Origin of the sequence: Natronomonas sp. CBA1123 (genome assembly GCF_009741925.1) — an archaeon.
GTDB lineage: Archaea > Halobacteriota > Halobacteria > Halobacteriales > Haloarculaceae > Natronomonas.
The window spans coordinates 1-12,860 of record NZ_WPCC01000038.1 but is presented as its reverse complement, the minus strand read 5'-3'; the positions used below and the strand labels follow the sequence as shown (position 1 = coordinate 12,860).

The following is a 12,860-nucleotide window of genomic DNA, read 5'->3' as shown; positions in this document are numbered from 1 at the left end:
CTCGGTGGGCTCCCACTCCGGTATCGAATCCGGTCCTCCGGGTTTCGGGAGTGAACCACTTAACAGGCAGTCGGTCGAACGCCCCTCCATGCAAACCCACATCGTCCCGGTCGGCTTCGACTACGACCGGCTCATCGCCCCGTTGGTGCGGGACCAACTCGACGTGGACCGCGTCGTCCTGCTTGAGGGCGCGGTTGGCAGCGAGGCCAACGTCGAGTACTCCCGAAACCTCGCGAAGAAACTCGAAAAGGACTTCACGAACCTGCTCGGCGCCGAAACCGAGCGGTTCGTCGTCGAGGACGTCTACGACTACGACGCCGCCTTCGAGCAGGCCTACGACCTCATCAACACGGAACTCGACGCCGGCGGCGAGGTGTGGGTCAACGTCTCGGCGATGCCTCGCACGGTCTCGTTTGCCTTCGCGACTGCCGCCCACTCCATCATGGTCGAACGCGAGGGCGACCGCGACCGCATCCACACCTACTACACGGTCCCCGAGAAGTACCTCGAAACCGAACTCGCCGAGGAGCTCCGCGCCCAACGGGACTTACTTGAAGACCTCCTCGAGGACGAGGTCGACGACGAACGCATCGAGGAGCATCTCGACCTCGCCGACGACTTACTGGAGGAGTTCGACGAGCGCGGCACCACCATCGGCGCGAAGCAGTTCGGCGACAGCCACATCATCGAGTTACCGGTCGCCTCCTTCTCGAACGTCAAACCGTTCGAGGAACTCATCCTCTTCACGCTGGGTGAACACGGCGTCTTCGAGTCGGTTTCGGAACTCGCCCAGACCCTCGCCCGCGAATTAGGCGAGGAGTACACCGACTCCTTCCGCTCGAAGGTCATCTACAACGTCGACCGCCTCGGCCCCGGGGGGAAGGGGTACATCGAACAGGAGGAACACGGCAAGTCCTACCGGACGCGACTCTCCCGCATCGGGGAGCTATGGGTCAGGTCGCACGCCGACCAGTCGGAGTTGTAGTCAGCCGGTCCGAAACGACAAATCCAGCGCCGACGCCGAGTGTGTCAGCGACCCCATCGAAATCACGTCGACGCCCGTCGCCGCGTAGTCGGGAACGTCCTCGATGGTGATGCCGCCGCTTGCTTCCGTCAGCGCCCGGCCGTCGACCGACTGGACCGCTCGTTCGACCGCATCCGGAGCCATGTTGTCCAGCAGGACGATGTCGGTGCCCGCATCGACGGCGTCGACGGCCGTCGACGGTTTCTCGACTTCGACCTCGATTTTCGTCGCGAAGGAAACGCGCTCTCGAAACCGCTCGACTGCTCGTTCCATTCCCAGTTCGGCGACGTGGTTGTCCTTCACCATCACCATATGCGAGAGGTCCAGTCGGTGGGTGTCGCCGCCACCCGCGGCGATGGCGCGTTTCTCGATACCACGGAGGCCGGGCGTAGTCTTTCGGGTGCCGGCGATGCGAACCTCGTCGCTGACCTGACGGGCAGTATCGACCGCCCGTCGGGTTCGGGTGGCGATACCCGAGGCGTGGCCGGCGACGTTGACCGCGACGCGCTCGCCGCGGAGGACGTCGGCGGCGGGTCCCGAGACTCGGAGGACGGTCTCGCCGGCTTCGACTGTCGTCCCGTCGTCGGCCCGTTCGAGTACGTCGACGCCCAGGTACTCGAAGACGGCTTCGGCGGCGTCAAGGCCGGCGACGACGCCGCTCTCCTTAGCGACGAGTCGTCCGGTCGTCTCGCCGGGCACGTCGTTGGTCACGTCGTGGTGGCCGAGGTCCTCCCGGAGCCAGCGTTCGACCTGTGAGCGTTCAATCGGCATCGGCAGTCGGTTCCTCGACGAGGTGGTGACAGCCGCGCGATTCCTCCTGTTCGGCGGCGGCGCGTGCGACGAGCAGGGCGGTGACGCAGGCGCCCCGGAGTTCGTACAGCGACCGACTCGTCCGAGTGCGGGTGTAGGCGTCGACCTCGCCTTTCAGGCGCCGGAGGACGGCCTGCGCCCGAGTCAACTCCGAGGGGTCGCGCTCGATGCCGACGTACTCGTCCATCACGCGCCGGAGGCGGACCGACTTCTCTTCGGCGAACCCCTCGGGCAAGGTGGGGTCGCGGTCGAGCAACTCGTGTGCCTCGATTTCTTCGGCCTCGTAGCCGGCGGCGGCCTCACCCGCCCGGAGCCCCCAGACCAGCGCTTCCAGCAGGCTGGTCGAGGCCAGTCGGTTCGCGCCGTGGACGCCCGTCCGGGCACATTCGCCGACGGCGAACAGTCGGTCCAAGGAGGCCCGACCTTCGGTGTCGACATCGATGCCGCCACAGAGGAAGTGCTCGGCGGGTGCGACCGGAATCCCGTCGTCGGGGTCGACGCCACGTTTCTCGCATTCGGCGTTGAGGTCCGGGAATTCGGCTTCGAAGTCGAGCGGACTCACGTCCAGATACACCCCGCCGGTTCGGTCACGCTCGGCCTCGACAGCACGGGCGACCACGTCTCGGGGGGGCGAGCTCGGCGTCGTCGTGGTACTCCGGCATGAACCGCTCGTCCTCTTCGTTCCGAAGCAGGGCCCCCTCGCCGCGGACGGCCTCGCTGAGGAGGAAGGTACCCCGTCCGCCGTCGGCAGTCTCGGCCCCTTCCTCGCCCGCGAACGCGGTCGGGTGGAACTGGACGTACTCCATGTCCTCGACGTCCGCGCCGGCCAGCGCGGCCATCGCGATGCCGTCGCCGGTCGCCGTCTCGGGGTTCGTCGAGCGACCGTAACACGCTCCGATGCCGCCGGTCGCAAGTACCGTCGCCCCAGCGAAACACGGCGCCCACTCGCCATCTCGCTCTAGCATCGCGCCGTGAACCCGCCCCTCGTGAGTCAGCAATTCGAGGGCAGCGGTGTCCTCCAGTATCTCGACGGCGTCGTGGTCGGCGAGATGGTTCAAAAACGGCGCCAGCAGGTGCTTGCCGGTCGAGGCGTCGACGTGGAGGATGCGGGCCTCGCTGTGGGCGGCCTCCCGACCGTAGTCGGGGGACTCCTCGCCGTCGAACTCAACGCCGAGGGAGTCGACGAACACGTCTTCGACGGCCTCGTCGGCGGAGTCGACCAGCACATCGACTGCTTCGGGGTCGGCCGCGCCGTCGGCGGCGTCGAGGATGTCGGCTTTGAACGCCTCGGGGTCGCCGCGCGTGACGGCGACGCCGCCCTGTGCCCAGTAGGACGTCGACTCCTCCGGTTGGGTGGCCTTCGTCGCGAGCGTCACGTCCGCGCCCGCTCGGGCGGCGGCGAGAGCGGCCGCACAGCCCGCGACGCCGCTGCCGACGACCAGCAGGTCGGTGGTGCGTTCGTTCATATCTCCAACATTCGTTCTAACGCCAGTCCAGCGAGTTCCTTCTCGCGCGGTGCGACTTCGATGACGTTGCGCTCCTCGCCCTCGGCCAGTCCTTCGAGTACCCACGTCAGGTAGTTCGGGTCGACCTGCCGCATGGCGTTGCAGTCCATGCAGGCGTCACCGCACAGCGGCACCACGTTCACCTCGGGGTGCCACCGCTGGAGGTGGTTGGTGAGGTGGATTTCGGTCCCGATGGCCCACGTCTCGCCGGGGTCGGCCTCGGCGACGGTGTCACAGATGGTCGAGGTCGACCCCGCCACGTCGGCGGCTTCGACGACTTCGCGTCGACACTCGGGGTGGACGATGACGTTAGCGTCGTCGTAGCGTTCTCGGATGTCCTCGATGTGGGCTTCGGTGAACCGTTCGTGGACCTGACAGTAGCCGTCCCACAGCACGATGTCGGCGTCTGCCACCTCGTCGGCGTCCTTCGATTCGGGGTCCCACGGGTCCCACTCGGCGACGGCGTCTTCCATCCCGAGGCGGTGGGCGGTGTTCTCCCCGAGGTGTTTGTCGGGCAGGAACAGCACCTTGTCGCCGCGCTCGAAGGCGTACTCGAAGGCGTCGTGGGCGTTCGAGGAGGTACAGACGAGACCGCCCTGTTCGGCACAGAACGCCTTCAGGTCGGCGTAGCTGTTCATGTAGGTGATGGGGACGATGTCGGCGTCCGGGGCCGCCTCGGTGAGTTCGGCCCACGCGGCGTCGACCTGCAGCGCCTCGGCCATCCCGGCCATGGGACACGAGGCCTCCATGCTCGGCAGGATGACCGTCTGGTCGTCGTCGGTGATGATGTCGGCGGATTCGGCCATGAACGTCACGCCGCAGAAGACGACGTAGTCCGCATCGGCGTCGGCGGCGCGCTTGCTCAACTCGTAGGAGTCGCCGATGAAGTCGGCGTGCTCGACGATTTCCCGCCGCTGGTAGTTGTGGCCGAGGACGATTACGTCCTCGCCCAGTTCCTCCCGGGCGGCGGCGATGCGCTCCGTGCGTTCGCCCTCGCTCAACTCCCGGTACTGCGGCGGGAGCTGTTCGAGGTTGTCGTACTTGAAGAGGCTGAGGTCGGTCTGAAGGTCGACCGTTTCCATTTCGGGCATGGGTAGTACTCCTTGGGGTATCCTAGCCCACGGACTGGCATATTGATAAAATTTTGTCTTCAATACTCTCTGTTGGCTGAGTTAGTGTCCGACACTACGCACTCCGAACTGCAGTATTCAATCAAAAGCCGGCGTATGCCGGTTTTTTAATATACCCCGGTGTCGGTAGGTCGTATGACCACGGTCGAGTCGCTGTTCGTCGCGATTGCCGGCGAGAATCCCGTCATGCAGGCGTTCGTCGGTGGCCTCGTCATCGCCGGTCTGAACCTCGTTGGTGCCGCCCTGGTCTTCGTCTGGCGGAACCCCTCCGAGCGGTCGCTGGATACGGCGCTCGGCTTCGCCGCCGGCGTCATGTTGGCGGCGAGTTTCACGAGCCTCATCCTCCCCGGTATCGACTTCGCGTCGGAGGCGGCGTACAACCCAGTCACTCTCGGCGGGGTCGAGTTGGTCGGTATCGTTCCGGTTCTCGTCGGCCTCATCGCCGGAACGCTGTTTCTCGACCGTGCCGACGCACTCGTTCCGCACGCCCACTACCTCGTCACCGGGGAGCGGCGGACCGACGCCGCCAACCCAGACACTGGCGGTCTCCCAGATGTCGACGCACGCATCGCCTCCGTCGTGCTCTTCGTCCTCGCGATTACGCTGCACAACATGCCCGAAGGGTTGGCCGTCGGCGTGGGGTTCGGGTCCGGTGACCTCGGCGGCGCCATCGCGCTGATGGTCGCCATCGGCCTCCAGAACATCCCCGAGGGACTGGCCGTCTCCATCGCGGCGCTGAACGCCGGCCTCGACAGCCGGTGGTACGCGGCGGTCGCGGGGCTACGGGCCGGCGTCGTCGAGATACCGCTGGCCGTCTTCGGCGCCTTCGCCGTCCAGATTGCCAGTCCCCTCCTCCCCTACGCGATGGGCTTTGCCGCCGGCGCGATGCTGTTCGTCATCTCCGACGAAATCATCCCCGAGACCCACACCCACGGCAACGAACGCGTCGCCACGCTGGGCACGATGGCCGGTATCATCGTCATGCTGACACTCGACGTGGTGTTGGCCTGATTTAGGCCCGATAGACGACCTCGCCGTCGACGACCGTCATCGCGACGGCGATATCGGCGATTGCGTCGACGTCGACCGCCCACGGAGATTCCTCGAGGACGACGAAGTCCGCCCGCTTACCGACTTCGACGGTGCCGAAGCGGTCCTCGTCGTGGCCCGCGTAGGCCGCTCCGGAGGTGTAGGCCTCTAACGCTTCGGTGACCGAGAGTCGCTGGCCCTCTTCTGGGGCCGTCACCGCCTGCTGGACGCCGAAAAGCGGGTCAAGCGGCATGCAGTCGCTGCCGAACGCCAGCGGCACGCCAGCGTCGAGAACGTCCGCAAAGCGGTTCGATTCGGCGGTTCGTTCGGCGCCGAGGCGGCGCTCGTAGAGGCCGCCCTCGCGGGCCCACCGGAGGAAGTTCGGCTGCATCGAAGCGACGGCGTCGAAGCCCTCGAGGTCGGCCGGTAGCAACTCGGCGTGTTCGATGCGGTGCCGCATCTCGGGGTCCTCGGGGAGGGTCTCGAGGGCAACGTCGATTGCCTCGTCGCCGATTGCATGGACCGCCAACTGCATGCCGAGTTCCTCGGTGCGTTCGGCGATGTCGGCCAACTCCTCGGGGTCGACGACCCACTCGCCGGTCCCCTCGCGGTCGGTGTAGGGTTCCGAGAGCTTCGCCGTTCCGGCGCCGAGGGAGCCGTCCGTGTAGGTCTTGATGCCACCCACCTCGACGAACGGGCCGCCGTGGTTCGTCGCCAGTCCCGTCTCTTCGACTGCATCGAGGTGGTCGGCCCAGTAGTACAGTCGCACGCGCAAATCGAGGTCTCCGTCGCGTGCCAACGCCCGATAGGCCGCCGGCGCATCGGAGTGTCGGACCATGTCGTGGACACCCGTCACGCCGAGTCGATGGGCGCGGTCGCGGGCGGCCTCGACGAGCCGTTTCGTCTCGGCGCGTCCGGGTGCGGTTTCCATCCGCAGGAACTCGGCTGCGTCCTCGGTGACGACGCCGGTCGGTTCGTCGCCGTCGCGCTCGACGCCGTCCTCGGGGAGCGACTCGCCGTAGCGTTCGAGGACGACGGAGTTGACCGAAGCGGTGTGGAGGTCTTCTCGGAAGGCGACGACAGGCAGCTCCCCGTAGACCGAATCCAACTCCTCGCGGGTGAGATACCGGTCGTCGTCCCACACCGATTCATCGTAGCCGTAGCCGAGAATCCACTCCTCGGCCGGCGCCTCCCGAAGTCGGTCGAGTGCGGTCTCGCGGTCGTCGACCGCGAGGTCGGCGTGGACGAGGCGTCGGCCGACGATTTCCATGTGGGTGTGGGCGTCGATGAACCCCGGCAGCAGGACACCACCGTCACAGTCGATGACCTCGGTGTCGACGCCCTCCAGAAACCCGATTTCGTAGGCGGAGTCGACGCGGACGGTTCGGCCGTCTCGGACGGCGACGGCCTCGTGTGTTTCGTCGGGGTCGGCCAGCGTGTGTACCTCGGCGTTCGTGAAGATGCGGTCCGCCGCCTGTGTCATATCGGAGGGGCGTACCCAATCGCCTTGAAACTCCCTGTGGCGGTGTTCCGCGTCGGGACGACACCCCGTCGTGATGGGGTTAATCCACGCATATCGTACTGGTTTGGTATTATAACTTTATGGTGGTATCACGTATCGATTCGTGAGGTTTGAAAACATGAACCAAACACGGCGAGCAGTACTGAAGACGATTGGCGGGGGCGCAGCATTGGCGGCCGGTGTCGGCACGGCGAGTGCGAGGGGGCGGGGTCGAGGCCGAGGCAAACGACAGGGCGCCAGCGCCGAGGGGACGATAGTCGACGTCGCCAAGGCGTCCGATGATTTCAACGTGTTAGTCGCTGCCGTCGGGGAGGCTGGACTCGTCGACGCACTGAGCGGCAACAAACAGCTGACGGTGTTCGCACCGACCGACCAGGCATTCGCCGACTTGCTGGAGGCGCTCGACGTTACCAAGGAGGAGTTGCTCGCCAGGGATGACCTCGCCGACATCCTCCTGTATCACGTCACGAACGGTCGTCGATACGCCCAGTCGGTCGTCAACGCTCCGAGAATCAGAATGCTCAACGGTGGCACCGTCGACGTTGATGGGACCGACCTGAACGGCGACCAAGCCGACATCGTCGGCACGGACATCGAGGCGTCCAACGGCGTCGTTCACGTCATCGACGGCGTCCTGCTCCCCTGACGTTCGGCCCACCAGTTTTTCGAGACGGCGAGCGGCGTCGGAGGAAGGCGGTTCGCGAACCCGACCGTCTCACGCCGGGACGGAAACCCTTAGTCGCCCGCCCGCAACTCGACGATATGGACACAGAGGAACTCGTCGAAGGCGTACAGGACGGCGAGTTACGCCTACACGAACTCGAACAGCACGCCGACGCCGACGCTGCGGCCGAGGCACGCCGACTGCTTCTCACTGCCGAGACCGAAGCCGACCTCGATGCAATCGGCGCCTACACGTTCGACGCCGCCGACGCCGGCCCGAACATCGAGAACATGCTCGGCGCCGCACAGGTACCGATGGGTATCGTCGGCCCCGTCCGCATCGACGGCGGGGCAATCGAGGGCTCGAAGTACCTCCCGATGGCGACGACTGAGGGCGCCCTCGTCGCCTCGGTCAACCGTGGCTGTGCAGCCATCCGGGCGGCCGACGGCGCGACCGCTCGGGTGCTGAAGAACGCGATGACCCGTGCCCCGGTCTTCCGCGTCAACGACGTGGGAGAGGCAAGCGAAGTCGCCTCGTGGGTCCGGGCCAACGTCGAGACACTCGCGGAGGCCGCCGAGTCGACGACCAGCCACGGCGAGTTGCGTGACGTGACCCCGTACGTCGTCGGCGACAACGTCTTCCTCCGATTCGCCTACGACACCAAGGACGCGATGGGGATGAACATGGCCACAATCGCCACCGAGGCCGCCTGTGACGTGGTCACGGCGGAGACGCCCGCCGAACTCGTCGCCCTCTCCGGAAACCTCTGTTCCGACAAGAAACCCGCCGCCGTCAACAGCGTCGAGGGCCGCGGCCGGACCGTCGCCGCCGACGTGGAAATTCCGCGGGAGACCGTCGAGAGCTACTTCAAAACGACGCCGGAGGCAATCGTCGAGGCCAACACTCGAAAGAACCTCGTCGGGTCGGCGAAGGCCGGGTCGCTCGGCTTCAACGCCCACGCCGCAAACACCGTCGCCGCGGCCTTCCTCGCGACCGGCCAGGACATCGCACAGGTCGTCGAGGGCAGTAACGCGATTACGACCGCCGACGTCCGGGATGGCGACCTCTATGCCTCGTTGACCATCGCCTCCTTGGAGGTCGGCACCGTCGGCGGCGGGACGAAACTGCCGACCCAATCCGAGGCGCTCGATGTCGTCGGCGTCCGCGGCGGCGGGAACCCAGCAGGCGCCAACGCCGACGCGCTGGCGGAACTCATCACGACCGCCGCACTCGCCGGCGAGTTGTCGCTTCTGGGGGCGCTGGCGTCGGACCACCTCGCCAGCGCTCACGAGGAACTGGGTCGATAACGGCGCGTTTCGGTACTGTTACAGCCGGCGATAGACGCCGCCCGTTTCTGTCACTTCGCCGGCACGCTGGAGGCGCTCGAGCGCCGTCTCGACGTAGGACTCGGGGACGCCTTCGGCGGTGGCGTACTCGACGACGGCCTCGGTGGTCGGCTCCTCTAGCTCCGAGAGGGCATCGAGGACGATTTGTTTCCGACTTCGCGAGCGCTCCGTGCCGCCTTCGGCGCGGTCGCCGGCCGCCGCCACCTCGTCGGCGTCCAGTCCAGATGCGGTGAGATACTCCTCGTCGTCGACACCGACACCGTCGATGTCGATTTCCTCGGGGTCGAGGAACTCGCCGTCGTCGGCCCGGTCGGCGAGCATCGAACTCCGGACGCGGGCGGCCGCCTCGGAGGTGTCGGTTTCGGCGAACTGCTTCAGTTTCCCGAACTGGTGGCGTTTCCGACAGCGGGGACACTGCGTCGTCTCTGGGCGGTCCTCGACGACCCAGAGGGCGAGACACTCCTTGCACCCGACGACGGAGTACATGTGCTTGCGTTCCACGCCTCCGGCTAAAAGTTCGATGCATCGCTTCCCCTCCGGACGACCGCCGTACTGTGCTACCCGGAAACGTATCAACGCCCGGCGCCCAATGGAGTGTATGCAACGCGTCGGACTCTCCGAGCGGGATTCGGTGGAGGCGGTCGAGGCCGTCCACCTCACACAACTGGCGACGGGCGAGGAGACGAGCATTCAGGCGTTCGAAATCGAACCGGGGGCGACCGTCCCCGAACACAGCCACCACCACGAACAGACCGGCTTCGTCTACGAGGGCGAGTTGACCTTCGTCGGTCCGGACGGCGAGACCGTCGTCGGTCCCGGCGACTCCTTTACCATTCCGGGTGAGGAGCCTCATGCGGCCGAAAACCGTGGCGACGCGGTGGTTCGCGGCGTCGACATCTTCGCACCGCCGCGGCCGAACCCCGATTGGGCGGAGTGACCATGCCGGTCGGCCGGCGTCGGTTCCTCGCGGCGGTTTCGGCACCGCTTTTGGCGGGCTGTAACACCAGCAACTCGAACGCCGAGTCCGTGGGAACGCCGACGGCCGTCCCGGTCCCGACCGTCCGCCCGACGCCGCAACGCCGTCCGCCGCCGGACCTCTCGGCGCTCGGCGTCGAGGACGCCCCCGAACTGGCTCGCGGCCACCGCGACAGCCTGCTCGCGGGGCCGCACGGCTTCACCCGCGAGGTGGTCGTCACCGAGGACGGCACGCCGATTCGGACGCTCCGGGTTCGGGTCCGGTCGACCGCCGACGCCGAGGCGTATCACTTCTCTTCGACACCGAGGACACCGAGCGGTATCCGACCCAACCCGCCGAACCGTACTTCGAGACGTGGGACGACGGAACGACGCACAACCGCTACGGGCGGCGCAATCCGGAGTACTTCGTCTCGGAGAGTCGGGCCTTCGACTCGCCGGCCGACGGTACGACCGACCGCTTTCGCATCCGACGCCTGTTCGGCTCGTTCGCGTCGGTGGCCATCTCGGAGACGACCGACGGCGCGTCAGCGGTCGGCACCGACCTCCGCGCCGGGTGGGACGTAACGCCCGCACGGATTCGGCTCATTACGACGCTGTACAGCGGGCGCTTCGAGGCGACGGTGCGGTCCAATCCGCTGTACGTCGACGGCTACGACCTCTCGGTTGCGGCGTCGATTTCGGGCCAGCCGGTCGACATCGAGGCGACCGTCGACTACGAGCGACTGGACGAACCGCCGGCTCCTCCCGAGTGGGTCGAGACGGCGAAAGAAGAGGCAGAGTGAGTTACGCGAGGTCTTCGAGGTTGTCGATGACGGCGTTTGCGTACTCGCTGGTGGCGAGTTTCTCGCCGCCCTCGATTTGGCGCTCGATGTCGTAGGTGACCTTCCGGTCGACGATGGTCTGCTCGACGGCGTCACGGACGAGGTCGGCGGCGTCGTCCCAGCCCATGAACTCCAGCATGATGCGGCCGGAGAGAATCATCGCCGTGGGGTTCACTTTGTCCTGGCCGGCGTACTTCGGGGCCGAGCCGTGGACGGGTTCGGCCAGTACGCGGCCGTCGCCGACGTTGGCGCCGGGGGCGATGCCGAGTCCGCCGATTTGGGCGCCACAGGCGTCCGAGAGGTAGTCGCCGTTGAGGTTCGGCAGCGCCAGTACGTCGTACTGGTCGGTGCGGGTGAGAATCTGTTGGAGCATGTTGTCGGCGATGCGGTCGTTGACGACGACGGCGTCCTCCGGCGGTTCGCCGTCGCGCTCCTCCCAGAGGGTGTCCTCGGTGATGACCTTCTCGCCGTACTCCTCTTCGGCAACCTCGTAGCCCCAGTCGCGGAAGGCGCCCTCGGTGAACTTCATGATGTTGCCCTTGTGGACGAGCGTGACCGAATCGCGGTCGTTCTCGAGGGCGTAGTCGATGGCCTTGCGGACGAGCCGTTTCGTCCCGAACTCGGTGATGGGCTTGATGCCGATGCCGACCGGGCCGTCGTGGATGGTCGAATCGAAGCCCATCTCGTCTTCGACGAACTCCTTGACTTTCTGGACGTCGTCGGTGCCGGCTTCCCACTCGATGCCGGCGTAGACGTCTTCGGTGTTCTCCCGGAACGACACCATGTCCATCTGCTCGGGCCGCTTGACCGGTGATGGGACACCGTCGAGGTGATAGGTCGGACGGATGTTGGTGTAGAGGTCGAGTCGCTTCCGGAGGGCGACGTTGAGGCTGCGGAAGCCGGCGCCGACGGGCGTCGTCAGCGGGCCCTTGATGGAGACTTTGAACTCCTTGAGCGCCTCGATGGTGTCGTCGGGGAGGTTCTCGTCGTATCGCTCCCGTGCGGACTCGCCGGCGTAGACGCGCATCCAGTTGATTTCCCGGCCGGTCGCGTTGGCGGCGGCCTGCAGCACGTCCTGTGCCGCCGGGCCGACGTCGACGCCGATACCGTCGCCGTGGATGATGGGGATGATGGGGTCGTCCGGTACGACGAGTTCGTCGTCACCCGTTACCTCGATTTGCTCGCCCTGCTTGGGCACCTCGACTTTATCGTATCCCATATGTTCGTGCTTCTACCGGCCCCCTGAAAGGCGTACCGCTCTCGCGGCGAATTTTGCATGAACGACCGGGGAGAACTCCCGAGCGGTTTCCGAGCGTTCGACTTTCCGCCCGACAAGCCGCAAACCGTAACACGGCGGCGGCCGGAACGAACGTATGCGCGTCATCGTCCACGGCGGGGCCGGCTCTCCGGCCGACGAGCCGACACCGCGACAGGCAGTCCTCGACGACGCCGCCGAAACCGGCACGGAGGCCGACGACCCGACCGATGCGGTCGTCGCCGCGGTTCGCGTCCTCGAAGGCGACTCACAGTTCAACGCCGGCGTCGGGTCGGCGGTCCAGTCCGACGGCTACATCCGGACCGACGCCGGCCTGATGACCGACGACCGCGAGACGGGGGGCGGCCTGCGGGATGCCCGGCGTCGAAGCCGCCGTCGAGGTCGCCCGCCTCGTCAAAGAAGAGACCCCACACGTCCTCGTCTCGGGCGTCCACGCCGTCGACCTCGCGGATGCCTTCGGCGTCGAAACCGACGTCGACCTCTGGTCGGAACGGACTCGCGAGCAGTGGGAGGACCTCGAGGAGCGCCCCGCAGGCGACGCCCGCGAACACGCCGAGTGGGTCGCCGAACGATTCGGCGGCGACCCGGAGGGACGTGGCGAGACTCCCACCGACCACGACACGGTCGGCGCGGTGGCGACCGACGGCGAGACGGTCGCCGCCGCCACCTCGACGGGCGGTCGCTGGCTGGCGCTGGCCGGCCGGGTTGGCGACGTGCCGCAGGTCGGCAGCGGCTTCTACTGCACCGAGGCTGGC

General features: G+C 66.7%; 12 protein-coding genes and 2 pseudogenes. 8 read left to right on the top strand and 6 right to left on the bottom strand.

Going from position 1 to position 12,860, the window contains the following annotated elements; genetic code table 11:
• Nucleotides 1–88: 88 nt before the first annotated feature.
• Entirely contained in the window at nt 89–985 is an 897-nt protein-coding gene (locus GJ631_RS14400) for a DUF6293 family protein (RefSeq protein ID WP_156709822.1), read from the top strand.
• On the opposite strand, the gene nadC is transcribed toward GJ631_RS14400, so the two are convergent.
• From nadC to nadA, 3 genes and pseudogenes are all read right to left on the bottom strand, one after another.
• Nucleotides 986–1,795 carry a carboxylating nicotinate-nucleotide diphosphorylase gene (gene nadC, locus GJ631_RS14395; protein ID WP_156709821.1) on the bottom strand — a complete coding sequence of 270 codons (810 nt, stop codon included), beginning with the start codon at nt 1,793–1,795 and terminating at the stop codon, nt 986–988.
• A pseudogene (locus tag GJ631_RS14390) lies at nt 1,785–3,300 on the bottom strand (L-aspartate oxidase). Before GJ631_RS14390 ends, nadC begins: the two are co-directional and overlap by 11 nt.
• Nucleotides 3,297–4,430 carry a quinolinate synthase NadA gene (gene nadA, locus GJ631_RS14385; protein ID WP_156709820.1) on the bottom strand — a complete coding sequence of 378 codons (1,134 nt, stop codon included), beginning with the start codon at nt 4,428–4,430 and terminating at the stop codon, nt 3,297–3,299. Before nadA ends, GJ631_RS14390 begins: the two are co-directional and overlap by 4 nt.
• A 174-nt stretch (nt 4,431–4,604) precedes the next feature.
• Here nadA and GJ631_RS14380 point away from each other — a divergent pair, with 174 nt between their 5' ends.
• Complete coding sequence (locus GJ631_RS14380) at nt 4,605–5,480, top strand: ZIP family metal transporter (RefSeq protein WP_156709819.1); 876 nt, start codon at nt 4,605–4,607, stop codon at nt 5,478–5,480.
• Nucleotide 5,481: 1 nt separating this feature from the next.
• Here GJ631_RS14380 and GJ631_RS14375 read toward each other — a convergent pair whose 3' ends face one another.
• Nucleotides 5,482–6,981, bottom strand: coding sequence for an amidohydrolase (locus tag GJ631_RS14375; RefSeq protein WP_156709818.1), 1,500 nt, complete (start codon nt 6,979–6,981; stop codon nt 5,482–5,484).
• A 157-nt stretch (nt 6,982–7,138) separates the two neighbouring features.
• On the opposite strand from GJ631_RS14375, the gene GJ631_RS14370 reads away from it, so the two are divergent.
• Nucleotides 7,139–7,666, top strand: a complete 528-nt coding sequence (locus GJ631_RS14370; protein ID WP_156709817.1) for a fasciclin domain-containing protein — start codon at nt 7,139–7,141, stop codon at nt 7,664–7,666.
• A 116-nt stretch (nt 7,667–7,782) separates the two neighbouring features.
• Nucleotides 7,783–8,991, top strand: a complete 1,209-nt coding sequence (hmgA, locus tag GJ631_RS14365; RefSeq protein WP_156709816.1) for a hydroxymethylglutaryl-CoA reductase (NADPH) — start codon at nt 7,783–7,785, stop codon at nt 8,989–8,991.
• A gap of 18 nt (nt 8,992–9,009) precedes the next feature.
• On the opposite strand, the gene GJ631_RS14360 is transcribed toward hmgA, so the two are convergent.
• Entirely contained in the window at nt 9,010–9,516 is a 507-nt protein-coding gene (locus GJ631_RS14360; RefSeq protein WP_156709815.1) for a DUF5817 domain-containing protein, read from the bottom strand.
• Nucleotides 9,517–9,628: 112 nt separating this feature from the next.
• Between GJ631_RS14360 and GJ631_RS14355 the strand changes: the two genes are divergently transcribed.
• From GJ631_RS14355 to GJ631_RS14345, 3 genes are read left to right on the top strand one after another with little or no spacing between them, the layout of a single operon-like run.
• Complete coding sequence (locus GJ631_RS14355) at nt 9,629–9,967, top strand: cupin domain-containing protein (protein ID WP_156709814.1); 339 nt, start codon at nt 9,629–9,631, stop codon at nt 9,965–9,967.
• A gap of 2 nt (nt 9,968–9,969) precedes the next feature.
• On the top strand, nt 9,970–10,572 hold the full coding sequence (locus GJ631_RS14350; RefSeq protein WP_156709813.1) for a hypothetical protein: 603 nt from the start codon (nt 9,970–9,972) through the stop codon (nt 10,570–10,572).
• Entirely contained in the window at nt 10,503–10,790 is a 288-nt protein-coding gene (locus GJ631_RS14345; protein ID WP_156709812.1) for a hypothetical protein, read from the top strand. The genes GJ631_RS14350 and GJ631_RS14345 overlap by 70 nt, the downstream gene beginning before the upstream one ends.
• A gap of 1 nt (nt 10,791) precedes the next feature.
• Here GJ631_RS14345 and icd read toward each other — a convergent pair whose 3' ends face one another.
• A complete protein-coding gene (icd, locus tag GJ631_RS14340; RefSeq protein ID WP_156709811.1) occupies nt 10,792–12,048 on the bottom strand; it encodes an isocitrate dehydrogenase (NADP(+)) in 1,257 nt (418 codons plus the stop codon).
• Between the two features lie 154 nt (nt 12,049–12,202).
• On the opposite strand from icd, the pseudogene GJ631_RS14335 reads away from it, so the two are divergent.
• Nucleotides 12,203–12,860 (top strand): annotated as a pseudogene (locus tag GJ631_RS14335) (isoaspartyl peptidase/L-asparaginase); the annotation flags it as partial.

What these genes read in the sequence shown, in the direction of transcription:
- GJ631_RS14370 (WP_156709817.1), top strand. Translation starts at nt 7,139, where the DNA reads ATGAACCAAACACGGCGAGCAGTACTGAAGACGATTGGCGGGGGCGCA.
- GJ631_RS14360 (WP_156709815.1), bottom strand. Translation starts at nt 9,516, where the DNA reads ATGTACTCCGTCGTCGGGTGCAAGGAGTGTCTCGCCCTCTGGGTCGTC.
- GJ631_RS14380 (WP_156709819.1), top strand. Translation starts at nt 4,605, where the DNA reads ATGACCACGGTCGAGTCGCTGTTCGTCGCGATTGCCGGCGAGAATCCC.
- nadA (WP_156709820.1), bottom strand. Translation starts at nt 4,430, where the DNA reads ATGCCCGAAATGGAAACGGTCGACCTTCAGACCGACCTCAGCCTCTTC.
- icd (WP_156709811.1), bottom strand. Translation starts at nt 12,048, where the DNA reads ATGGGATACGATAAAGTCGAGGTGCCCAAGCAGGGCGAGCAAATCGAG.
- GJ631_RS14375 (WP_156709818.1), bottom strand. Translation starts at nt 6,981, where the DNA reads ATGACACAGGCGGCGGACCGCATCTTCACGAACGCCGAGGTACACACG.
- GJ631_RS14400 (WP_156709822.1), top strand. Translation starts at nt 89, where the DNA reads ATGCAAACCCACATCGTCCCGGTCGGCTTCGACTACGACCGGCTCATC.
- hmgA (WP_156709816.1), top strand. Translation starts at nt 7,783, where the DNA reads ATGGACACAGAGGAACTCGTCGAAGGCGTACAGGACGGCGAGTTACGC.
- GJ631_RS14350 (WP_156709813.1), top strand. Translation starts at nt 9,970, where the DNA reads ATGCCGGTCGGCCGGCGTCGGTTCCTCGCGGCGGTTTCGGCACCGCTT.
- nadC (WP_156709821.1), bottom strand. Translation starts at nt 1,795, where the DNA reads ATGCCGATTGAACGCTCACAGGTCGAACGCTGGCTCCGGGAGGACCTC.
- GJ631_RS14355 (WP_156709814.1), top strand. Translation starts at nt 9,629, where the DNA reads ATGCAACGCGTCGGACTCTCCGAGCGGGATTCGGTGGAGGCGGTCGAG.